General features: G+C 66.5%; 19 protein-coding genes. 14 read left to right on the top strand and 5 right to left on the bottom strand.

The window, feature by feature from the left end; all coding sequences use genetic code 11:
* The first annotated feature begins 186 nt into the window (after positions 1 to 186).
* From AC5Y6Y_RS17990 to AC5Y6Y_RS17960, 7 genes are all read left to right on the top strand, one after another.
* Entirely contained in the window at positions 187 to 966 is a 780-nt protein-coding gene (locus tag AC5Y6Y_RS17990; protein ID WP_463826202.1) for a lysophospholipid acyltransferase family protein, read from the top strand.
* A 3-nt stretch (positions 967 to 969) separates the two neighbouring features.
* Positions 970 to 1,731: a lysophospholipid acyltransferase family protein gene (locus AC5Y6Y_RS17985; protein ID WP_473138655.1), complete on the top strand. Its 762-nt coding sequence runs from the start codon at positions 970 to 972 to the stop codon at positions 1,729 to 1,731.
* Between the two features lie 15 nt (positions 1,732 to 1,746).
* Positions 1,747 to 2,532 (top strand): lysophospholipid acyltransferase family protein, encoded by a 786-nt coding sequence (locus AC5Y6Y_RS17980; RefSeq protein WP_463826200.1) that lies wholly within the window; start codon positions 1,747 to 1,749, stop codon positions 2,530 to 2,532.
* A gap of 16 nt (positions 2,533 to 2,548) precedes the next feature.
* Positions 2,549 to 3,367, top strand: coding sequence for an HAD family hydrolase (locus AC5Y6Y_RS17975; RefSeq protein WP_473138654.1), 819 nt, complete (start codon positions 2,549 to 2,551; stop codon positions 3,365 to 3,367).
* Positions 3,368 to 3,428: 61 nt separating this feature from the next.
* On the top strand, positions 3,429 to 4,211 hold the full coding sequence (locus AC5Y6Y_RS17970) for a hypothetical protein (RefSeq protein ID WP_473138653.1): 783 nt from the start codon (positions 3,429 to 3,431) through the stop codon (positions 4,209 to 4,211).
* Complete coding sequence (locus AC5Y6Y_RS17965) at positions 4,208 to 5,374, top strand: glutathionylspermidine synthase family protein (RefSeq protein ID WP_463826197.1); 1,167 nt, start codon at positions 4,208 to 4,210, stop codon at positions 5,372 to 5,374. Before AC5Y6Y_RS17970 ends, AC5Y6Y_RS17965 begins: the two co-directional genes overlap by 4 nt.
* 13 nt (positions 5,375 to 5,387) lie before the next feature.
* Positions 5,388 to 5,846: a DUF350 domain-containing protein gene (locus AC5Y6Y_RS17960; RefSeq protein ID WP_463826196.1), complete on the top strand. Its 459-nt coding sequence runs from the start codon at positions 5,388 to 5,390 to the stop codon at positions 5,844 to 5,846.
* Here the strand turns inward: AC5Y6Y_RS17960 and AC5Y6Y_RS17955 are convergent.
* Together AC5Y6Y_RS17955 and AC5Y6Y_RS17950 are read right to left on the bottom strand one after the other, a co-directional pair.
* The gene (locus AC5Y6Y_RS17955) at positions 5,843 to 7,351 is read right to left on the bottom strand and encodes a PE family protein (RefSeq protein ID WP_473138652.1); all 1,509 of its coding nucleotides are present in this window, start codon (positions 7,349 to 7,351) and stop codon (positions 5,843 to 5,845) included. The two genes, AC5Y6Y_RS17960 and AC5Y6Y_RS17955, sit on opposite strands and share 4 nt — an antisense overlap.
* Positions 7,352 to 7,434: 83 nt before the next feature.
* Positions 7,435 to 8,706, bottom strand: a complete 1,272-nt coding sequence (locus tag AC5Y6Y_RS17950; protein ID WP_473138651.1) for a cytochrome P450 — start codon at positions 8,704 to 8,706, stop codon at positions 7,435 to 7,437.
* 112 nt (positions 8,707 to 8,818) lie between these two features.
* On the opposite strand from AC5Y6Y_RS17950, the gene AC5Y6Y_RS17945 reads away from it, so the two are divergent.
* Together AC5Y6Y_RS17945 and AC5Y6Y_RS17940 are read left to right on the top strand one after the other, a co-directional pair.
* Positions 8,819 to 9,835 carry an AraC family transcriptional regulator gene (locus tag AC5Y6Y_RS17945; RefSeq protein ID WP_473138650.1) on the top strand — a complete coding sequence of 339 codons (1,017 nt, stop codon included), beginning with the start codon at positions 8,819 to 8,821 and terminating at the stop codon, positions 9,833 to 9,835.
* A gap of 62 nt (positions 9,836 to 9,897) precedes the next feature.
* Complete coding sequence (locus AC5Y6Y_RS17940) at positions 9,898 to 11,325, top strand: HNH endonuclease signature motif containing protein (RefSeq protein ID WP_473138649.1); 1,428 nt, start codon at positions 9,898 to 9,900, stop codon at positions 11,323 to 11,325.
* On the opposite strand, the gene AC5Y6Y_RS17935 is transcribed toward AC5Y6Y_RS17940, so the two are convergent.
* From AC5Y6Y_RS17935 to AC5Y6Y_RS17925, 3 genes are all read right to left on the bottom strand, one after another.
* Positions 11,264 to 13,180 carry a spermine/spermidine synthase domain-containing protein gene (locus tag AC5Y6Y_RS17935; RefSeq protein WP_473138648.1) on the bottom strand — a complete coding sequence of 639 codons (1,917 nt, stop codon included), beginning with the start codon at positions 13,178 to 13,180 and terminating at the stop codon, positions 11,264 to 11,266. The two genes, AC5Y6Y_RS17940 and AC5Y6Y_RS17935, sit on opposite strands and share 62 nt — an antisense overlap.
* A 9-nt stretch (positions 13,181 to 13,189) precedes the next feature.
* A complete protein-coding gene (locus tag AC5Y6Y_RS17930; protein ID WP_473138926.1) occupies positions 13,190 to 14,785 on the bottom strand; it encodes an N-acetylmuramoyl-L-alanine amidase in 1,596 nt (531 codons plus the stop codon).
* A 156-nt stretch (positions 14,786 to 14,941) separates the two neighbouring features.
* Positions 14,942 to 15,964 (bottom strand): hypothetical protein, encoded by a 1,023-nt coding sequence (locus tag AC5Y6Y_RS17925; protein WP_473138647.1) that lies wholly within the window; start codon positions 15,962 to 15,964, stop codon positions 14,942 to 14,944.
* Positions 15,965 to 16,194: 230 nt separating this feature from the next.
* Here AC5Y6Y_RS17925 and glf point away from each other — a divergent pair, with 230 nt between their 5' ends.
* Genes glf through aftB form a run of 5 tightly spaced genes read left to right on the top strand, consistent with a single transcriptional unit; the run spans position 16,195 to position 22,749 of the window.
* On the top strand, positions 16,195 to 17,394 hold the full coding sequence (gene glf, locus AC5Y6Y_RS17920; protein WP_473138646.1) for a UDP-galactopyranose mutase: 1,200 nt from the start codon (positions 16,195 to 16,197) through the stop codon (positions 17,392 to 17,394).
* The gene (locus AC5Y6Y_RS17915; RefSeq protein ID WP_463826189.1) at positions 17,391 to 19,289 is read left to right on the top strand and encodes a glycosyltransferase; all 1,899 of its coding nucleotides are present in this window, start codon (positions 17,391 to 17,393) and stop codon (positions 19,287 to 19,289) included. The genes glf and AC5Y6Y_RS17915 overlap by 4 nt, the downstream gene beginning before the upstream one ends.
* The gene (locus AC5Y6Y_RS17910) at positions 19,282 to 19,836 is read left to right on the top strand and encodes a phosphatase PAP2 family protein (protein ID WP_473138645.1); all 555 of its coding nucleotides are present in this window, start codon (positions 19,282 to 19,284) and stop codon (positions 19,834 to 19,836) included. The genes AC5Y6Y_RS17915 and AC5Y6Y_RS17910 overlap by 8 nt, the downstream gene beginning before the upstream one ends.
* Entirely contained in the window at positions 19,836 to 20,771 is a 936-nt protein-coding gene (locus tag AC5Y6Y_RS17905; RefSeq protein WP_463826187.1) for a decaprenyl-phosphate phosphoribosyltransferase, read from the top strand. Before AC5Y6Y_RS17910 ends, AC5Y6Y_RS17905 begins: the two co-directional genes overlap by 1 nt.
* A complete protein-coding gene (gene aftB, locus AC5Y6Y_RS17900) occupies positions 20,758 to 22,749 on the top strand; it encodes a terminal beta-(1->2)-arabinofuranosyltransferase (RefSeq protein WP_473138644.1) in 1,992 nt (663 codons plus the stop codon). Before AC5Y6Y_RS17905 ends, aftB begins: the two co-directional genes overlap by 14 nt.
* Positions 22,750 to 22,947: the final 198 nt, after the last annotated feature.

Raw genomic sequence — 22,947 nt, 5'->3', positions numbered from 1 at the left:
TACCTCTCGGGGGGCGGTTTCTTTCGTCACGAGCTTACGTGAATCACCGGGTCGGGTCCTGCCACAGCCGTTAGTGGTAGTGGATGCGCAGCGGGTCGGCGGCACCGCCGTGGCCGGTCAGGAGTGCGCGTCCCAAGTCAGGGCTCGCCACCTCTGTGCCAGCTCGGCGCACTAGGCTGGATTGCTGTGGAACCGGCTTACGGCACTGCCATCACGATTGCCCGCCTGATATTCCGAGTGCAGGGACTGAAGATCACTGTCACCGGGGTGGAGAATCTACCGACCACCGGGGGTGCCGTCGTTGCGATCAACCACACCGGGTACCTGGACTTCACGCTGGCGGGCCTCCCGGCCTATCGGCAGAAGCTCGGCCGCAAGGTGCGGTTCATGGCCAAGCAGGAAGTGTTCGACCACAAGTTCACCGGGCCACTCATGCGTGCCTTCCGCCACATTCCGGTGGACCGGGAAAGCGGGGCCGCCTCCTATGCCGCGGCCGTCGAGAACCTGAAAGCCGGCGAGCTGGTCGGGGTGTATCCCGAGGCGACCATCAGCCGCAGTTTCGAGATCAAGGAGTTCAAGTCCGGAGCGGCCCGCATGGCGGTGGAAGCGGGGGTGCCCATCGTTCCGCACGTCATCTGGGGCGCCCAGCGGATCTGGACCAAAGACCACCCGAAGAAGCTGTTCCGGCCCAAGGTGCCGATCCAGGTCATCGTCGGTGAACCGATCGAACCCACCCTGCCCACCGCCGAATTGACCGCCCTGCTGCATTCCCGGATGCAGCATCTGCTCATGCAGGCCCAGGAGCAGTACGGGCCGCACCCGGCGGGTGAGTTCTGGGTGCCGCATCGGCTCGGCGGTGGCGCCCCTTCGATGGCCGAGGCGGCGCAGCTGGATGCCGAAGAAGCGGCGATGAAGGCGGCGCGCCGGGAAGAGCGAGCTCATCCCACCGGTTCCGCAGAGCACTGACCCGTGGCCGAACCCGTCTACCGCGCCAGCGAATTCGTAGCCAGGACGTTCCTCCGGCTCACCGGAAGCCGCGTCACCTACCTCGGCGACGAGAACGTGCCGGCCCAGGGCGGGTGTGTGGTGGCGATCAACCACACCAGCTACATCGACTGGGCGCTGGCCGCGCTGGCTTTCCGCAGGCCCGGGGGGCGGCGGGTGCGGCCCATGGTCAAGATCGAACTGCAGCAGGTCAAGATTGTCGGCTTCATGATGAAGCACAACAAAGCCATCCCGGTGGACCGCAGCGCCGGGGCCGACGCCTACGCGGCCGCGGTGGAACGGTTGCGCGAGGGTGAGGCGGTTGCCGTCTTCCCGGAGGCCACCATCAGCCGCAGCTTCGAGCTCAAGGACTTCAAGAGCGGCGCCGCCCGGATGGCCATCGAGGCCGACGTGCCGATCGTCCCGATCGTCGTCTGGGGCTCCCAGCGCATCTGGACCAAAGGCCTGCCGAGGCAGATCGGCCGCAAGAAGGTGCCTATCACCGTGGCGATCGGCCCGCAGTTGCAGCCGTTGCCGGACGTCACCGGAACCACCGAACTGTTGCACGAGGCGATGACGTCACTGTTGCACCAGGTGCAGCAGAACTATTCTCATCCAACTGGCGAAAATTGGGTGCCACACCGCCTCGGCGGTACGGCGCCGACCTTGCAGGAGGCTGCGCAGATGGATGCTGACGACGCGGCGCGTGCCGCCGGGCGCAAGTCCCAGCGGCCGCGCTCGGGGTGAAGGGAGAAGTCGATCATGGCTGAGCCAGTCTTCCGGTTTCTTGAGTATCTCGTGCCGTCGGCCATGGCGCTGAACGGCAACAAGATCACCTACTACGGCCTGGAGAACATTCCCGAACGCGGCGGTGCGATCATCGCCCTCAATCACACCAGCTACGTGGACTGGATACCCGCGTCGTTGGCCGCCAAAGAGCGCAAACGTCGGCTGCGGTTCATGATCAAGGCCGAAATGGCCGAAGTGAAGGCAGTCAACTACGTGATCAAGCACATCCACCTGATCCCGGTGGACCGTAGCCAGGGCTCTGAGGCGTACGCGGTGGCGGTGCAGCGGTTGCGAGAAGGCGAACTGGTGGGGGTGCACCCCGAGGCGACCATCAGCCGCAGTTTCGAACTGCGCCAGTTCAAGACCGGCGCGGTGCGGATGGCGATGGAGGCGAACGTGCCGATCATCCCGATGATCGTGTGGGGCGCCCACCGGATCTGGCCCAAGGACCACCCCAAGAAACTGGTGCGCAGTAAGGTCCCGATCACCGCGGCGATCGGCCCGCCGCTGTGGCCAATGGGCAGTGTCGATGAATACAACGCCACGCTGCGGCAGGCGATGGAGTCGATGCTGTACTGGGTGCAAGAGCAGTATCCGCACCCCGAAGGCGAGTACTGGGTGCCGCGGCGCCTCGGCGGCAGTGCGCCGACCCCGGACGAATCGAAAGAATTCCGCATCGCCGAACTGGCCGAGCGCGCACAGAAGCGCGAACAGAGCGGTGCGGCGTCGAAGAAGCGCAAAGAAGGCGGACCACGCTGACGACACCCGGATCCCCTTGCTGAACCCACCCCGGCTCATCGGGTGCGACGTCGACGGCACCCTGTTCAACGAGGACGAGACCCTCACCCCCCGCACCCGTGCCGCGGTGCAGGCCGCAGTTGCCGGCGGCGCCCACTTCGTGTTGGCGACAGGTCGTCCCCCGCGCTGGATCAGGCCGGTCGTCGAGGCCCTCGGTTTCGCGCCGACCGCCGTGTGCGCCAACGGCGCCGTCATCTACGACCCCGAACACGATCGGGTTATCTCGGCACGCACGCTGTCCGTCGAGACGCTGGCGGCGCTGGCCGACATCACCCGACGGGTGATACCCGGAGCCGGGCTCGCGGTCGAGCGGATCGGCGAACGCGCACACGACTCCGCGACCCCGCAGTTCATCAGCTCACCGGGTTACGAGCACGCGTGGCTCAACCCGGACAACACCGAGGTCTCGTTCGAGGACCTGCTCAGCGCGCCCGCGGTCAAGCTGCTGATCCGCAAGGCCGGCGCGTCCAGCGCGGAGATGGCGGCCGCGCTGGCCGGGCACGTCGGCGACGAAGGTGACCTGACGTATTCCACCAACAACGGTCTGCTCGAGGTGGTGCCGCGCGGCATCAGCAAGGCCACCGGCCTGGCCGCGGTGGCCGAGCCGCTGGGAATCAGCGTCGCGGACGCGATCGCCTTCGGCGACATGCCCAACGACGTACCGATGCTGCTGCGGGCAGGCCGGGGTATCGCCATGGGAAACGCGCATCCGGAAGCGCTGGCCGCGGCCGACGAAGTCACCGCGCCCAACACCGACGACGGTGTCGCCCGCGTGCTGGAACGTTGGTGGTCTTGATTTCCGCTGCGATGTGGGAGACTGCCCGCGTGGTCGCGATTCGGGGACCGGAGGGCAGCTAGTGGGGTCAGAGGCAGACCCACCGGACGGCGGTGGGTCCGAAGAACGCGAATCCGGTCCGCTCGGACCCGACGAGCCGAACCCGCAGCCGCCGCCAAAGCTGCTGCCGCACGGGAAGATTGATCCGCCTGCGGCGGGTAAGCCGCCAGGGCCGCCGAAGTTGATGCCGAATACCCCGCCGAGCCCCCCGGACGGGCCGCGCAAGAGCGCCTTCGGTGCGAACCGTCCGGCCAAGCCGCCGCGGGAGCGGCCCGCCATGCCGCCGAAACCCGTCGGCGGCATGCACTTCCAGGACGCGGCCACCGCGAAGCCCCGACCACCGACCCCGGCGGAACTGCGGGCCCGCCAGAAATACGAAGACCAGCAGCGCGACGCGGAACAGGCACGGCTGGCGGCCGAGGCTAAGCGCAAGCGGCAGAAGCGCATTCTGATGGGTTCCGCGGCCGCCGTCGGGGTGGTGGGACTCGTCGCGGGTGTCGGTTACTGGCTACTGACGCCGGATCACGTTACAGCTCAATGTGTTCAGGACGATCCGAGCGGTCAGCCCGTGATCGTCCCGGACAGTTATTGCACCGGTCACACCGCCGGCCTGAACGGCTTCTTCTTCTGGGGTGGCCACCAGTACCGCTACTACTACGGCAGCTCGGGTTCGGTCGGCCAGCGGCCCACCGGTGGGACCACCAGCATTCCGAAGGGGGCGCACGTCACCACCAAGTCGGGCAGCACAATTCAGCGTGGCGGAATCGGTGGCAGCGGCGGCAAGGCCGGGAGCGGTGGTTCGTGAAGCGCGGCAGGACGCAGCCGCGCCCGAACTGGCAGCAGACCGTGCAATCGCAGGGCCTGGTCTATGGGACGCCGGCGCGGGACGCGGGAGGTGCCGACCGGCCGTACTGGGACGAGTCGGTCTACTACGAATTCGAGATGGACGAGATCCTGGCACTGGAAGCCGATGTCGAACTGCTGCATTCGATGTGCCTGAATGCCGTCGAGCAAGTGGTGCTGATGGAGCGGTACTCGGATTTCGGCCTGCCGGAATGGAGTTGGCCGCATGTGGCCGAGTCGTGGCGTCGTTCCGACCCACATGTCTACGGCCGCTTCGATTTACGATACGACGGACGACGGCCGGCGGTGCTGCTCGAATACAACGCCGATACGCCCACCACGCTGCTCGAAGCGGCGATCGTGCAATGGTATTGGCTCAAAGACAAATTCCCCCAGGATGACCAGTGGAATTCCTTGCATGAACAACTGGTCGACCGCTGGAAGACAGTCCGGGATCTGTTGCCCAGCAACGAATTACACTTCGCCTGGTCCGGTGTCGAGGCCACCGGAGAGGACCAGATCACCACAACCTACATGATGGAGACAGCGGCCGAAGCCGGCTTCCAGGCGGTCGGGCTGCTGGTTGAGGACGTGGGCTGGGATTCGGCGCTGGAACGGTTCGTGGACTTGGCGGAGGATCCGATCCGGGCCATCTTCAAGCTGCATCCCTGGGAGTGGGTGCTCGACGACCAATTCGGCAAGCACGTGGTGTCCAGCCTGCCGCAGACGATGTGGATAGAGCCGTTGTGGAAGACCCTGTTGTCGAACAAGGCGATTCTGGCGGTGCTGTGGGAAATGTATCCGGGGCACCCGAACCTGTTGCCCGCCTACCTCGATGATCCGCACGAGCTCACCGAGTATGTGCGCAAGCCCAAGCTGGGTCGGGAGGGCGCCAACGTCACCGTCGTCGGCGCCGGGATGGAGACCGCCACCGGCGGCTTCTACGGCGAAGAGGGCTTCGTCTACCAGTTGCTGGACCCGCTACCGGAATTCGACGACATGCGGCCCGCGCTGGGCGCGTGGGTCGTCGGTGACACCTCGGCGGGGCTCGGCATCCGGGAGACCGCCGGCCTGATCACCGACGACGGCGCGGCCTTCGTCCCCCACCGAATCCCTCTGAAGTGAACGGAGATCACCGATGACGACAAGCGTTGTGGCGTTGCCGCATTCGGACTACTGGAGCTGGCTCGGTAGTGGTGCCGCGGCCATCATCCTGTACTCGATCCTCGGGTTGGTGCTGATGATCATCGGGTTCTACGCGATCGATCTGACCACGCCGGGGCCGCTGCGCAAGATGGTCAATGCGGGAAAGCCCAACGCGATCATCGTGTCGGCGGCCGGCATGGTCAGCATGGCATTCATTGTGGTGGTGGCGATCTACTCGTCGTCGGGCAATCTGGCGGGAGGTCTGCTCGCCTCGGCGGTCTTCGGGCTCGTCGGAATCACGGCGCAGGTGGTGATGATGCGCATCGCGGCCCTGGTGATCGGCATCGACATGCACGGCTTGTTCTACGACGACGCGTTCAGTTACGACGCGTTGATGGTCGCCGCCGCGCAGTTCGCACTCGGCATTGTGGTGTCGGTGGCGATTATCTAGGACGGTGTGATGGCCAGGGCGAGTTGCTGGGGCGCGTAGTTCACCAGCAGCGGTATGAGGCCGGAGAACGGTGTGCCGAAAATGGTGACTGGAATGGTGGTCCCCGGAATGGTCAGCAGAGGCGTCGGGATATCGGGCACATTGATGGACGCAGTGACCGGATGGGGCGGAACGAGTAGCCCGTCGGACGGCAAGTGCAGCACGACGCTCACGTCGATGCCGAGCAGCGGTATCGGGACGTTGATCGTTGTATCAATAGCCGTGTGGCCGTTGAGGAAGCCGTTCAAGGCCGTTGCCGGCGCATCGAACAGCGTGGCTGCCGCCCCGAGATAATCGCCCGCTGCCAGTGCCTGCGCGAAAGTCTCTGCGCTGGTCGCTACCGCATTCAGCGTCGCCAGCGGTGCACCTGCCGCGGCGTAGGTAGCGACGAGCGGCAATCCGAAGAATGCTTCAAGCGTTGATGCGGGCAGGTTCAGTAGATGCAACTCCGCTTCGGCCGAGATGCTCGGGACGGTCAGCGTATTGATCACGTTGGTGATGTTCTGCGCCACTTGCCGCGGAATGGACGGCGGGATCAGATCGGTCAGGTACTGCGCCTCTTGTCCGGGAATGTTCATGATGGTGAACAGATCCCCGAGCGGACCGAGCAGCGTGGGATGCAACGTCGCAGTGATGTCGGGAACAGTGCCGCCGATCACGACCTGGCCGGGGGCGACACCCGTGACCAGTAGCCCCAAGGCGGCCTTGCCGAAGTCGCTCACCGCACCGGTGAAGTTGCCTGCCAACAAACTCTGCGTCGCAACCCCCAAGCCCGATACGAAGTTCGGCAAGCCCGTGACGAGCCCGGTGATCCCGCTGATGCCCGCACTGACGAACGTCTGAGCGAACCCGGTCTGTACCGCGATGAACTGCTGGAGGAAGGCCGCCGGGTTGAACGACAGTGCCTGCCGAATGGCGGCCTCGATGGCCGCCGGCAGATTCGGCAGGTTGGCCGGGAAGTTCGCAATGGCAGCCGCGATCTGCTGGGCATAGCCCTGCTGGTTGGCGAGGAACTGCCGCAGGAACGGGAACGGGTTCGCGGCCCATGCACTACCCAGGGACTGCAGGTTGGTGACCGTATTGGTGAACAGTTGCGCATAGGCCCCGCCCGGAGCTGCAGCGGCACCACCGGCCAGCAGCGACTGGAACGGCACATTGACCGCACCGGCCAAAGTCTGTTCGGCATTGGCGATTTCGGCGCTGAGGTATGCGGCCGAGCTGGTGTTCAGCAACCGCACGAAGTCCGCATGGAAGGCCGCCGCCTGGCTGTGGACGGCCTGGAACTCTTGGCCGAAGCTGCCGAACAGGGCCGAGACGGCGGCCGAAATCTCGTCGGACGCCGCGGCGGCAACCTCGGCAGTGGGGCCGGCGGCGGCCGCGGTTGCTGCCTGCAGACTGGAGCGGAGGTCAGCAAGACTGTCGGACGCTGCGACCATCAAGTCCGGCACTGTGTACACGACTGACATCAGGCTTCCTCCCGCAGACCACTCGCGCTCGTTGAACGGAGCCTATGTCGCGGCGCCTGCCTACGGTGCGAATTCGCGATACCTCAGCGTTGTAGGCGCAACGGCACCGACACCGGACCTCGAAGCGACGGGGTGGTGCACCACCGCACCGGTCCGGCCAACTCCAGCCCGTCGACCTCGTCGAGCAGGCAGTCGATGGCGGTGACGGCTTCGAGCCGGGCGAGATGTGCGCCCAGGCAGAAGTGCAGACCGTGGCCGAATGCCAGATGCCCCGTCGTGTTGCGATGAAGGTCGAATCGGTCGGGGTCCGCGAACTTCTCCGGATCCCGATTGGCTGAAGCGTAGAACAGCAATGTCCTTGCGCCTCTGGGTATTAACGTGTCGCCCACCTGATAGTCGACGGTGGCGGTTCTGGTCACCCACTGCACCGGCGATCCCCACCGCGCTGTCTCCTCCACGGCGGCTGGTAGCAGGCTGCGATCTGCTTTCAATTCGGCGAACAGGTCTGGTTCTTCGGCCAGCCTCACGAGCAGCATGCCGAGCAGGTTGGTCGTCGTTTCGTTGCCGGCCACCAGCAGGACCAGCACGTAGAGGAACGCCTCCTGTTCGGACAGCTGACCGGCGGCCGTCGCCGCCTGCAGGAGGGTCATCAAATCTTCAGCGGGTTGCGTTGCCCGACTGCGCATTTCGGTGGCAGAGAAGCAGCGCAGCCGCAGATAGGCCTGCATCGCCGATCCCATCAAGCGCACGATCTCCGACAGACTCTGGGGACCGAAGATCTGTGCGAACTTTTCCGAGACCGCCCGAAATCCGGGCCATTGCTCCCGCGGGATGCCCAGGATTCTGGCGATCACGTTGATCGGCATCGGAACCGTCAGTGCCGGAACCAGATTGACGGTTCGTCCCGCATTCAGGCCGGCGACCGCCTCATTCGCCAACGCACGGATCTCGGCCGTCCAGGTCTGAACGGCACGTTTGCTGAATAAGGGCGCGACGACGTGCCGCAGTCGGGTGTGATCCGGGGGGTTGCTGAAGATCACCATGTTGGCTACGAACGAGCGCAACATGATGCCATCCCGCGACGAGAAGATGTCACTGCGCCGCACCGCGGAGTGCACGTCGTCATAACGCCCGAGCATCCAGACGCCGAGCCGCTCGTTGACGACAACAGGATGCTCGCGCAGACGCGCCAGTGCAGGGTACGGGTCGGCGATGTTCGCCGGCAGGGTTGGATCGAACGAGGTGCGCGGCACCGCGGCAGGCGCTGAATTCGGCCGCGGTCGCCGCAGGTCCCGGTATCCACCGGTGGCGACGGGACGCCACAGATCGCCGACGGAACTGTACGCAGCCGACACGAGGGCGCGCGGGCTAGGTCTGAGGAGATCGGTTGCCACAACGACGACGTTATGCCCAGCTCAACAGTGCGGGAAGGCCCGAACCGGACAAGTATTTGATATTTTCAGACACGTGGCGACCTCGTCGGCGAACTGGGATGTCGCCCTGGCCTCCGCTACGGGGCGGCACGTTCTGGAAACCGCACGACGGCACGGACTTGTCCCGGCCGTCTGTCTGGCGGGTACCGGACTCACCGCTGCGGACCTCGCCGATCCGGCAGCCGAGGTGTACGCCTCCCAGGAGCTGACGATGATCCGCAATCTGATTGCGCGATTGGGTGACCAACCCGGTCTCGGCATGGAAACCGGAATGCAGTACAACTTGGCCGACACCGGCATCTTCGGCTTTGCGTTGATGGCCAGTCCGACCTTCGGGGACGCGATCGACGTCGCGTGCCGCTACGCCGCCCTCACGGATACCTATCTGCGCCTGGTTGCCCCGGCGGTCGATGACGTCGAGGCGGTCCTCGTCTTCGATGACGCGCGGGTGCCCCGGGACGTTCGGCGATTCATGCTGGAGCGGGACTTCGCGATCATGTTGCGGCTGTTGCCACTTCTGCTGGGCGTCAACCACCCGCCCTTCACCGTGCGAGTGGAGTTCGCGGACCTGCAGTTGCCGGTCGAGACGGTGCAACTCGACAAGCTGACCGTAATGGTGGAGAACACCTCGCGCAGTGCCTTGGTGATGCCGGCGGCCCTCATCGATCTGCCGATGCCAGCGGCCGACGCGCAGACCGCGGCGATCTGCATCCGGCAGTGTGAGGACCTGCTGAACCGGCGTCGTGTCCGCACCGGGGTTTCCGCGGCCGTCCGCACGCGAATCATTCAGGACTCCAGGGCAATTCCGCCGATGAGTGCCGTCGCGAAGGATCTGTGCATCACCGAGCGAACCCTGCATCGTCGGTTGGCCGCGGAAGGTACGAGTTACCGCGCGCTGCTCGACGAGGTCCGTGCCGCGTTGTCGACTGAATTGCTCCGGTCTGGGCTGACGGTCGGGGAGACCGCACGCCGCCTCGGCTATGCCGAGACGGCCGCATTCACCCGCGCCCATACCCGGTGGTGTGGGCATCCGCCTAGTCGGCATAGGTGAAATCGGCTGCGCTGCTTGCTCTTGGCCAGTTGTTGTCGGTGCCCCTCCATAGAATGCGGGGTATGTCGGGCAGTACGTGTACGGAGATCGTCGAGGCTCTCGACGGTCTCGAATCGTTCGCGGATCGACTGTGTGAGTTGACCTTTGAGGCGCCAGGTACCACGGAGCTGTTGGTGACCCGGGAGCGCCTGGAGCGCATCACCCGAAAGTTGCGGGTGCCCGGGCATGCCGTCATCAACCAGTTGGCGGTGGTGGCCACCAACGCTGAACTCGGCGGCACGCTGGGTCAGGCGTTGTCCAACCGGCTGCGGGTCAGCAAGTCTGAAGCCAATCGGATGATCAACCAAGCTGCGGATCTGGGTCCGCGCCGGGCGCTGACCGGTGAACCCTTGGGGCCGGCGCTGCCCGAGGTTGCCACCGCCGAACGTAAAGGGCTGATCGGGACCGAACAGGTGGAGATCATTCAGAAGTTCTTCACCAAACTGCCCACTAGCGTCGATGCCGCCGCGCGCACCGAAGCCGAATACAAACTGGTGGTGATCGCCACGGGGTTTCGCCCCGACCAACTGACCGACTACGCCCGCGTCTACAAAGACTGCCTCAAACCCGACGGCGACTTCATGCCCGACGAGCCCGAACGCGCTCGCAAACGCGGCATCACTCTCGGCCGCCAACAAGCCGATGGAATGTCGAAGATCAGCGGCATGATCACCCCGGAATGCCGTGCCACCCTGGAACCGGTTTTGGCCAAACTCGGCGCTCCGGGAATGTGCAACCCCGACGACGCGTCCCCGATCATCGAAGGCCGAGCCTCTGAAGAGGCGGTGGGCCGCGACGCCCGCAACCGCGACCAGCGCTACCACGACGCCCTGCAGACCGCGGCGCGGATCTTGCTGGAGTCCAAGACCTTAGGTCAACATCACGGTCTGCCGACCAGCATCGTGATCACCACCACGCTGGCCGAGTTGGAGGCCGGCGCCGGACGCGCCCTGACCGCCGGGGGCACCCTGCTACCGATGGCCGACGTGATCCGCTTGGCCTCGCACGCACACAACTATCTCGCGGTGTTCGATAAGGACAAGACCCTGGCGCTCTACCACGGCAAGCGCCTGGCCTCCCCGGAACAACGCCTGGTGCTGCTCGCTAAAGACCGCGGCTGCACCGCACCCGGCTGCACCGTGCCCGGATATTGGACCCAAGTCCACCATGTCGAATCATGGCTGGAAACCCGACGCACCGAAATCGACAATCTCACGCTGGCCTGTGGGCCGCACAACAGGATGGTCGAACTACTCAACTACTACACCTGCAAAAACAAACTCGGCGACACCGAATGGCACCCACCCGAACACCTCGACTACGGCCAACCCCGCACCAACTGCATGCATCATGCCGAACGAAAACCTGACCCTGAAGACGCGGAAAAACCTACCCGCGCAGAGACTTCGGCGGAATCGTGGAAGTCACCAAGGAGGCTGCATCGATGGTAAGCGGTCGGTAACCCAGCGTCGGCAACCGCGCTGTCATCGTCGCGACAAGATCGTCCTGAACGGGCCCGGACAAGCCGGTCAGGAATGCCCACTCGTGTTCGACGCTGCCGAAATAGACCACTGTGCCGAACGTTTCGTGGAACCGCCGCCAGGACTGCCGCAGCGTCTCGTCGCGCCACAGCGTCGGACAGCCGGCCTGACCGACGACGACACGGCCGATCTCGCGACACCGCTGCAGGAAGCTCTGCTCGTACAACCGATTGTGCTGGGCGGGTTCGGCGTGCTCGTCCGGAAGGTCGATCACCACAATGTCGTACGGCTCGGTGACGTGCTCCACGAAGTCCCAGCCGTCCCGGTAGTAAACGGCGATCGGGCCCAGTCCTCGCTCTGCCCTGCGCAATTCGTCCACCGAGTAGCCGTAGGGTAGGTGCTGCGCGCATAGCCGGACCGCCGCACGGTCGATATCGACGTGGTCGACCTGGGTAGCACCGGCGGCGACGGCCAGCTGGCTCACCACCCCCTCGCCGGAACCCACGACAAGCACCCGATCGATCTTGTCGGCCAGCAACAGCGCCGGCACCAGGAGCGCCTCGTGATAGACCAGCTGACTGAATTCGGTGCTCTGCCGGTCACCGTCGCTGAACAACGCGATGCCCTGCCGGGTGCGGCCGATCACCAGATGCTGATAGTCGGTGTGTACGTCGCAGACGACGCCGGACAGCTGCCAGTGGCGAGTCAGCCCGGGCGCCAGTGGCTCCACGATCGTCTGGCCCACCTCAGTAGCGGCGCCGAAATAGGTTGGCAACGGCGAGAATCCGTTGAAGTTCACCGATGCATAACTGGCGGTGTACGCACCGGCGTGCTCGATGCGGACCCGATCACCCGGCTCGAGCGTGACCGGTAGCGGACAGCGCTGGTAGAGCACGTCGTCGCCGTCGCACGTCGGGCCCGCGACCACGGCATCCTCGACCGGGTCGCCGTCACGCACGGTGCGGAACCGGTAGCGGATGTACTCGTTCTCGGTTTCGGCGAGTCCGCCGTAGCGGCCGACGTCCAGATACACCCAGCGCCGTCCGTCGGTACCGGTGCGCACCGACACCACCTCGCATTCGAGGGTGCCGGCGGTGCCGACGATTCCACGCCCCGGTTCCACGACGAGTTGTACTGCACGCGAACCGAAGTGTCGTTGCACCGCCGATCTGATGCCGAGCGCGACAGCCTCGAGCGAGGGTGCCTGCGCCAGGTAACCGATGGGAAACCCGCCGCCCACATTGATTGTCGTGAGACCGGGGACTTCATCGAATAACTGAGCAGCACAAGCAATCCCAAGTTCCCACGCGCCGACGTCGAGTTGTTGTGAACCAACATGGAAGCAGACACCCCGAGCCGCCAACCCCAGTTCACCGGCGCGATGCAGCAAGTCAGACGCGGCATCCGGCGCACACCCGAACTTGTCACCGAATGGCGTCACTGACGGCGGAAAGACCGGCGCGATACGGCATTCCACCTCCGCGCCGGGCGCGTGCTCGGCGATCGTCACCAGATCGGTTGCGGTGTCGAACGCGAACCGACGGACCCCGCGCGCGTGTGCGCGGGCCACCGCGGCCGACTTCTTGATCGTGTTCCCGAACGCCAGCCGCGCACCCTCGATTCCGGCTGTGATGCAGGCGTCGATCTCCCCCGTGGAGGCGACGTCGAACCCGGCGCCCTGGCCGGCCAGTGCCCGCAGAATCGGTGCGGCGGGATTGGCTTTGACGGCGTAGCGAATCTGCGCATCGGGCAACGCCACCCGAAGCGCCCGGAAGTTGTCGCGTACCCGATCCAGATCGATCGTCAGGTACGGGGTCTCGGGCACCCGGTCAGACTAGTTGGGCGGATGGGCGGGCAGGGAGAAGTGTTCCGGTGGAACGTTCGGACCGCTCGGCGGTTGCGTCGAGAGCGGCGTGGTGATCCCGTCCATCACTTGGGTGATGTTGCCGGTGAGGCGCTCGAAGTTGAGCGTTCCGTGCTGGAAGTTCTGCGTGATCTGCAGCGGTTCGTGAATCTCGGCGCTGGTGGGCAGACCGAGCGGCCCGCGCTCGTAACTCTGCGCCGCCCATGCGTCGTAGAGGGCGCCGGTGACCGGCTGCACGCCGGTGGCGGCCGACCAGTACATCGCGCCCTTGACGAAGGTGGCGAACCGCGATCCGCCGGCCCCGTCGTCCTCCGGTGATGTCGGGGCGCCCAGCACGCTGCTCGTGCCGCCCATCTGCTGCCAGCGCTGGTAGATCGCGCCACCCTCCAGAGCCTTGATCAACTCCTCGGGCGGATCGTTGAAATGTGCTGCAATGTCGCGGATCTCGTCCATCAATGCATACGCCGCATTGCCGGGGCAGTCGGTATTCCCGACGTCGCGATGGGTGAAGACGGCAGGCAGTTTCGCCACCGCGCCGGCCGGAAAGACGGTGTAGGAGCCGCCTTCTGATTCGAGGTCCACCGTGCCCTTGGGGTCGACTTCAGCCATGCTCAACCGCCAGCCGAGCAGTCGGCCCACGGTGCGCAGCTGGATCGGGGTGGGTGCCACGTCGTCGAAGTTGCCGATCATCGCCACGCCCCAGGTCTCGCGATTGAAACCGCCGGTGTGGAATCCTTCGACCGCCTTGGTGAGGCCGCCGGCACTGCCCTCGAACACCTGACCGTACTTGTCGACGAGTGCGTTGTACGCGATGTCGCACCAGCCCAGGGTTTTGCTGTGGTAGGTGTAGATCGCCTTGACGATGCCGGCCGATTCCAGCGGCGAATAGTCGTTGCTACCGGCGGTGTGGTGCACTACTCCGGCCCGGACCGCGCGGTCGTATTGCGGGCTGCCGCAGCGCAACGATTCGTCGGCGCCCCACTGGGCACGGCTGATGATGGGCGGCGCCTGGCCCGGCATCAGCACTCCCGCCGGGGGATTCCAGTGCTGCTCGGCGGGCGCCTGCGGCGGCGAGATGAGGACCGCGGTGATGTTCTGCCCGAACGGTTGTTCCTTGGTGACCGGCCGGTAGCCCAGCCCGGTTCGGTCGGCGGGCGCCGGCGGCGCCTGAGTCACCGGTGCGTCGACCGGCCTGGTGACGGCGATCTGCACGGCGGTGGTGGTGCCGACGAAGACCGGGTCGGTGCTGCGCGGGTCGTCGGCCGAACCCGATCCGGCGGGCGCCGCAGTCTGGTACTCCGTTTGATACCACGGCCCCCAGGACCCGTCGGCTCGCCTCGCCCGCACCCGGGCGGACGTGCCCGCCAGGTCGCCGGTGAAGGCGACCATGGCGAACGGCACGTCCTGGGTGAGTTCGCGGACCGTCACCCCGCCGCCGAGCCCGATCAACGGTTGCTCGGCCAGCCGGGTGTCCGCGGCGGGTGGTTCGACGGGAGATCGGGTGGGCATCCCGAGCAAGACCCAGGACACGATGACGACCGTCGCCGCGAATGCGGTGACAAGCATGGTCGGTGCGTGACTGCGGGCCACCAGGCGATGTTACGTGTGTGACGAATGTTTCTACTGAGGCGACACGGCTTTACCCGCCAGAAACTGTCGACGACACCGCAGAGGATTGGGTGGGACTCTGCGGTGTCGTCTGGTGACAGGTTCGGACGGTTGTTACACCGGTGGTACGGCGGCGGCCGCTGCCGGGATGGCGCCGGGCACCGCTGCTACCGCGCCAGGCACGGCAGCCGCTGCACCGGGCACGGCCGCCGCGGCACCGGGTATCGCGGATGCGGCGCCTGGTATCGCCGATGCCGCCCCCGGAATCGCAGACGCGGCACCGGGAATAGCGGCAGCGGCGGGAATGCCGGGAATCGAGGGAAGTGCGGGTGTGGCGCCGGCGGCCGCCGGCGCGCCAGCGGCGCCGCCCTGAACACCCTGCATGATGGCCGGCATGATCAGGCCCTTGAGCAGGTCGATGGCTTGGCTGGCACCCAGCTGGTTGGCCGCCTGCATCAGGTCGCTGACCAGTCCGCCGCCTCCGCTGCTGCCGGTGGCCGCCGGGCTGACCGGCGAGAGGCCGGTCCCACCGCCGCCGCCGCCGAGGCCCGAGGTGTCGCCCAGGATCGGATAGGTGCCGTCGGCGCCGGGGTCCAACCCGACCGGTGCCGCGATCGGCACCTCACCGGTGCCGGCGGCGGTGGCCGGGCTCAGACCGGTCGTGCCGGACAGTCCCGGTGCCACCCCGGTCGGGCTGGTCAGCCCCGGGTCACTCAGTGCCGGGTTGGCGCCCGCTCCGGTTGCACCGAGGGTCGGTGCCAAACCGGTGGCCGGTGACAACGAGGTGCCCGGCAATCCGGGTGTGGTCGGTGACAGGCCCGGGCTCAGGCCGGTGCCACCGAGGCTGGGACTGGCCAGACCGGGCGTGGTGCCCAGCCCGCTGCTGGCGGAGGTGCCGCCCAGCGCAGGAACCGGCGGCAGGTTGACCCCGAACTGCGAGAGTCCCTGCGACAGCGCCGATATCAGCTCGCTGGGCAGGTCGGCGACGCTGGCTGCGCGCTTGAACTCGTGGTGTTCCACCGGTGTGGTGGTGGCGGTCGATTCGTAGACAAGGAAGTACGCGCACGGACTCGCGACCGCCAGGGCGGCGACTGCGCTCATGGCTGTCGAGAGCTTGCGTCGGCGTCGGTTCGGCACGGAAGTCTCCTCAATGTGATCGGGGTGCAGGCATGAAACCCGCACCACTGATGGTACGAGTGAGATTGATGTGACTCGTGTGACGAGACCTAATCGTGAGGTGAGTGGTTCACAGGTGTGACGTTCAACCGACGGCTCGCCGTGCGGCGCGGCCGTACCTGGGAAAACCCGCGCCTGCAGGACCCGCCAAAGCAAGTTTCGGCGGCACGGTCGGATACCCTAGGCAACCGATGACTTCTCCTTTCGGTCGCTACGACCTCTTCGTCGTCGGCTCCGGATTTTTCGGCCTGACGATCGCCGAGCGCGTGGCCACCCAACTCGACAAGCGGGTTCTCGTCGTTGAGCGGCGCTCGCACATCGGCGGCAACGCCTATTCCGAACCCGAGCCGCAGACCGGAATCGAGGTGCACAAATACGGTGCGCACCTGTTCCACACCTCCAACAAGAAGGTGTGGGACTACGTGCGGCAGTTCACCGAGTTCACCGACTACCGGCACCGGGTGTTCGCGATGCACAACGGGCAGGCCTATCAGTTCCCGATGGGGCTCGGCCTGGTCTCGCAGTTCTTCGGGCGTTACTTCACCCCGCAGCAAGCGCGTGAGCTGATCGCCGAGCAGGCGTCCGAGATAGCCACCGCCGACGCGCAGAACCTGGAAGAGAAGGCCATCTCGCTGATCGGCCGGCCGCTCTACGAGGCGTTCGTCAAGGGCTACACCGCAAAGCAGTGGCAGACCGACCCCAAAGAGCTGCCAGCGGCCAACATCACCCGGCTGCCGGTGCGCTACACCTTCGACAACCGGTACTTCAGCGATACCTACGAAGGTCTGCCGGTCCACGGTTACACCGCATGGCTGCAGAACATGGCCGTCGACGAGCGGGTCGAGGTGGGGCTGGACACCGACTGGTTCGACGTGCGCGACGAGTTGCGCGCGGCCAGCCCCGACGCGCCCGTGGTCTACACCGGGCCGCTGGACCGCTACTTCGACTATGCCGAGGGCCGGTTGGGCTGGCGCACCCTGGATTTCGAGCTGGAAGTGCTGCCGATCGGCGACTTCCAGGGCACCCCGGTGATGAATTACAACGACCCCGAAGTTCCCTACACCCGCATCCACGAGTTCCGCCACTTCCACGCCGAGCGCGATTACCCGACCGACAAGACGGTGATCATGCGGGAGTACTCCAGGTTCGCCGAAGACGACGACGAGCCCTACTATCCGATCAACACCGAGGCCGACCGCGCCCTGTTGGCCGCCTATCGGACCAGGGCGAAGTCCGAGACCGCAGCAGCGAAGGTGCTGTTCGGCGGACGCTTGGGCACCTACCAGTATCTGGATATGCATATGGCCATCGCCAGCGCTCTGAGCATGTACGACAACGTCCTCGCGCCGCACCTGCGCGACGGCGCACCCCTGGAGGGAGCGTCGGTATGAGTGCCGCCAGCCTGCTGTCCCGCATCATCCTGCCGCGCCCGGGGGAGCCCCTCGACGTGCGCAAGCTGTACCTGGAGGAATCCACCACCAACGCGCGGCGCGCCCACGCGACCAGCCGCACCTCGCTGCAGATCGGCCCGGAGTCCGAGGTGTCGTTCGCGACCTACTTCAACGCCTTTCCGGCCAGCTACTGGCGGCGCTGGTCTGTCTGCGAAACCGTGGTGCTGCGCGTCGAACTGACCGGCGCCGGCCGCGTCGACCTCTACCGCACCAAGGCCACCGGGGCGCGCATCTTCATCGAAGGACACCCGTTCGCCGGCACTGAGGACACCCCCGCGCTGCTGGAGATCGAGGTGGCGCTCAAGCCGTTCGAGGACGGCGGCTGGATCTGGTTCGACATCACCACCGACACCGCGGTGACGCTATTGAGCGGCGGTTGGCACGCCGCGACGCAGGCGCCGGGAATCGCCAACGTCGCCGTCGGGATCCCGACGTTCAACCGGCCCTCCGACTGTGTCAACGCGCTGCGCGAACTCACCTCTGATCCGTTGGTGGACGAGGTGATCGGCGCGGTGATCGTGCCGGATCAGGGCACCCGCAAAGTCCGTGACCACCCGGACTTCCCCGCCGCCGCGCAGCGCCTCGGCAGCCGGCTGTCCATCCACGATCAGCCGAACCTGGGCGGCTCCGGCGGTTACAGCCGGGTGATGTACGAGGCACTGAAAAACACCGACTGCCAACAGATCCTGTTCATGGACGACGACATCCGCATCGAGCCGGACTCGATCCTACGGATCCTGGCGATGAACCGGTTCGCCAAGGCGCCGATGCTGGTGGGCGGTCAGATGCTCAACCTGCAGGAGCCCTCACACCTGCACATCATGGGCGAGGTGGTGGATCGGACGAACTTCATGTGGACCGCCGCGCCGCACACCGAGTACGACCACGACTTCGCCGAATACCCGCTCAACGACGACGAGGACAAGAGCAAACTGCTGCACCGTCGCATCGACGTCGACTACAACGGCTGGTGGACGTGCATGATCCCGCGTCAGGTCGCTGAGGAACTGGGTCAGCCGCTGCCGCTGTTCATCAAATGGGACGACGCCGACTACGGGCTGCGTGCCGCCGAGCACGGCTATCCCACCGTCACGCTGCCCGGTGCGGCGATCTGGCACATGGCGTGGAGCGACAAGGACGACGCCATCGACTGGCAGGCCTACTTCCATCTGCGCAACCGGCTGGTGGTCGCCGCGATGCACTGGGACGGCGACGTGTCCGGTCTGATCCGCAGCCACCTCAAGGCGACGCTGAAACATCTTGCCTGCCTTGAATATTCGACGGTCGCGATCCAGAACAGGGCCATCGACGACTTCCTGGCCGGGCCCGAACACATCTTCTCCATCCTGGAATCCGGGCTGCCGGAAGTGCATCGCCTGCGCAAGGAGTATCCCGACGCGGTGGTGCTGCCGGCGGCCACCGAGTTGCCCCCGGCGATGTACCGCACCGCGGCGATGAAGCCGCCGGTGAACCCGGTGACCATCGGCTACCGGCTGACCCGCGGGATCCTGCACAACCTGAAAGCCGCCGACCCCCAGACCCATCGGCGTCCGCAGTACAACGTGCCCACCCAGGACGCGCGCTGGTTCCGGTTGTGCACGGTCGACGGGGTCACCGTCACCACCGCGGACGGGTGCGGCGTGGTCTACCGGCAGCGGGACCGGGCCAAGATGTTCTCGCTGCTGCGGCAGTCGCTGCGCCGCCAACGTCGGTTGGCTCGCCGGTTCGACGAGATGCGGCGGGTGTACCGGGACGCGTTGCCGGTGCTGTCCAGCAAGCAGAAGTGGGAGTCGGTGCTGTTCCCGATGTCGGACGCGGCCGCGCACCATGGCTGAAGCCCTGCCGCCAGGGGAGCCGCCGTCCGGCGAGATCGCCGCCATGGTGGCCGTCCAGTCGATGCTGGCGCAGCGACCCGGAGTGCTCGGCACGGCGCGCGCGCTGTCGTATTTCGGTGAACACAGCCTGGGTTGGCTGATCGTGTCGGTGCTCGGCGCTTTCCTGTCGCCGCGCCGGCGCCGGGAGTGGCTGGTTGCCGGGGCAGGCGCATTCGCCGCACATGCGGCGGCCGTAGTGGTCAAGCGGGTGGTGCGGCGTCAACGACCGCGGCATCCGGCCGTCGCGGTCAACGTCGGCACCCCCAGCAACCTCAGCTTCCCGTCGGCGCACGCCACCTCGACGACGGCGGCGGCAATCCTGCTGGCCCGGGCCGCGGGTCTGCCGGCGGCGGTGGTGAGCGTGGCCCTGGTGGCGCCCATGGCGCTGTCCCGAATACTGCTGGGCGTGCACTATCCCAGCGACGTGGCCGTCGGCGTGGCACTGGGCGCCGGCGTTGCCGCGACGGCCGTCCGGCTGGACAGCGCGGCGCAACAGAGGTGGCTGTGATGAGCAAAGACGTAGCCGACGAAACCAGCGAGCAGACCAAGGTGGCCGGACCGCCGGGCAACCTGGTCACCGGAGTGATCAAGGCGATCCGCCCGCGGCAGTGGGTGAAGAACGTGCTGGTGCTCGCGGCGCCGCTGGCGGCGGCGGGCCGGGGCCAGCGCTACGACTGGGCGGACATCGGCAGCAAGGTCGGGGTGGCCTTCGTGGTGTTCAGCCTGGCCGCTTCGGCGGTGTACCTGGTCAACGACGTGCGCGACGTCGAAGCCGACCGCGAACACCCCACTAAGCGGTACCGGCCGATCGCGGCCGGGGTGGTGCCCGAATGGCTGGCCTACGCGTTGGCGGTGGTGTTGGGCGCCGCATCCCTGGGCATCTCGTACTGGTTGACCCCGAACCTCGCTGTGGTGATGGCGATCTACCTCGCCATGCAGCTGGCCTACTGCTTCGGCCTCAAACACCAGGCGGTGCTCGACGTCTGCATCGTGTCGTCGGCGTACCTGATCCGGGCCATCGCCGGGGGCGCGGCCACCAACACCCATCTGTCGCAATGGTTTCTGCTGACCGCCGCCTTCGGGTCGCTGTTCATGGTGGCCGGCAAGCGTTACGCCGAACTGCAACTGGCCGAACGCACCGGGGCGCAGATCCGCAAGTCGCTGGAGAGGTACACCAGTACCTACCTGCGGTTCGTCTGGACGCTCTCGGCCACCGCAGTGGTGCTCTGCTACGGCTTGTGGGCGTTCGAGCGGGACGGCGACAAGGGCTCCTGGTACGCGGTGTCGATGATCCCGTTCACGATCGCGATCCTGCGTTACGCCGTGGACGTCGACGGCGGTCTGGCCGGGGAACCCGAGGACATCGCGTTGCGCGACCGGGTGCTGCAACTGCTGGCGCTGGCGTGGATCGCAACAGTGGGTGCTGCTGTTGCTTTCGGCTAGTCAACGTTTCCGGGCCATCCAGGCCGCAGCGCGGCAGACGGGAGAGCTCCGTCGGCCTGCGGTCCGTCGGGTCAGGTGGCCGGTGTTCCCCTACACCGTCACGGTGCGGGTCAGCCTGTGGATCAGCGTCGCGGTCGTCGCGGTGTTGTTCGGTTGGGGGGCCTGGCAGCGCCGCTGGATCGCCGATGACGGGCTCATCGTGTTGCGCACGGTGCGAAACCTGTTGGCCGGCAACGGGCCGGTGTTCAACATGGGCGAGCGGGTGGAGGCCAACACCTCCACGGTCTGGACCTACCTGCTCTACCTGCTGAGCTGGGTGGGCGGGCCGCTGCGGTTGGAGTACGTCGCGCTGGCCGCGGCGCTGACCCTGTCGGTGCTCGGGGTGGTGCTGCTGATGCTGGGGACGGCCCGGTTGTACGCGCCGAGCCTGCGGGGTCGCCAGGCGATCCTGCTGCCGGCCGGGGCGCTGGTCTACATCGCGGTGCCACCGGCCCGTGACTTCGCCACCTCCGGTCTGGAGAACGGGCTGGTGCTGGCATACCTGGGCCTGCTGTGGTGGATGATGGTTTGCTGGGCTCAACCGCTGCGGGTCCGCCCGCAGAGCCGGGCCTTCATCCTGGCGCTGGCCGTGGTCGCGGGGTGCAGCGTGCTGGTGCGACCGGAGTTGGCACTGATCGGCGGGGCGGCGCTGATCATGATGCTGATCGCGGCCCGCAACTGGCGTCGCCGGGCCCTGATCGTCATCGCCGGCGGCCTGCTGCCGGTGGGCTACCAGATCTTCCGGATGGGGTACTACGCACTACTGGTGCCCGGGACCGCGCTCGCCAAGGATGCCGGCGGCGACAAATGGTCCCAGGGCATGATCTATCTGGACAATTTCAACCAGCCCTACCTGCTCTGGCTGCCGCTGCTGCTGCTGGTCCCGCTCGCTGTCGTGCTGGCGGCCGCGCGCCGGCGGCCGTCGTTCTTGCGGCCCACGCTGGCGCCGGACTACGGCCGGGTCGCCCGGGCGGTGCAGAGCCCGACGGCTGTGGTGATCTTCATCGTCGTCAGCGGCCTGCTGCAGGGGTTCTACTGGATCCGCCAGGGTGGCGACTTCATGCACGCCAGAGTGCTGCTGACGCCGTTGTTCTGTTTGCTGGCTCCGGTCGCGGTGATACCGGTGGTGATCCCGGACGGCAAGGATTACAGCCGGGAGACCGGGTACTGGCTGGCCGGGGTGGTCAGCGTGCTGTGGCTGGGCGTGGCGGGATGGTCGCTGTGGGCGGCGAACTCGCCGGGCATGGGCGACGACGCCACCCACGTGACCTACTCCGGCATCGTCGACGAGCGTCGCTTCTACGCCCAGGCCACCGGTCGTGCGCACCCGTTGACCGCGGCCGACTACCTGGACTACCCGCGGATGGCCGCCGTGCTGGTGGCGCTGAACAACACCCCGGAGGGGGCATTGCTGCTGCCGTCGGGCAACTACACGCAGTGGGACCTGGTGCCGATGATTCCGCCGGGCAGCGCCCCGGGCATCCCGGCGACCCAGAAACCGCAGCACGCGGTGTTCTTCACCAACCTGGGCATGCTGGGCATGAACGTGGGACTCGACGTCCGGGTGCTCGACCAGATCGGACTGGCGAACCCGTTGGCCGCGCACACCGAGCGGTTGAAGCACGGCAGGATCGGTCACGACAAGAATTTGTTCCCCGATTGGGTGGTGGCCGACGGGCCGTGGGTGAAGTGGCCGCCGGGGATCCCGGGCTACCTCAGCCGGCAGTGGGTGGCCGAGGCGGAGGCGGCGCTGCGCTGTCCGGCCACCCAGGCGGTGTTGAACTCGGTCCGCGCACCGATGAGTGTGCGCCGGTTCGCGTCCAACGTGCTGCACGCCTACGAGTTCACCAAGTACCGCATCGATCGGATCCCGCTGAACGAACTGATCAAGTGCGGGCTCGAGGTGCCGCAGGTGCCGCCCGATCCACCCCGTGATTGACCGCGGTAGTAGAGGTCACCGAGAATTTTTTTCGCCCACCCCCACTCCGGCGGCCGGCGCCCCGGGCCCGAACCCGACAGCTAAATCGAATCAGAGCCGTTACCAGCACGCACTCGACAGTTGGCACACGGGTGAACCCCGCTGTCCGACGCGGATTCAGTGGCGTCAAGGAGGTCAAAACCGCACCGAAAGGGGCCG

The organism is Mycobacterium sp. NGS24 (genome assembly GCF_059813065.1).
Note: the sequence above shows the minus strand (reverse complement) of the source record. Positions and strands in the feature narration are given on the sequence as shown.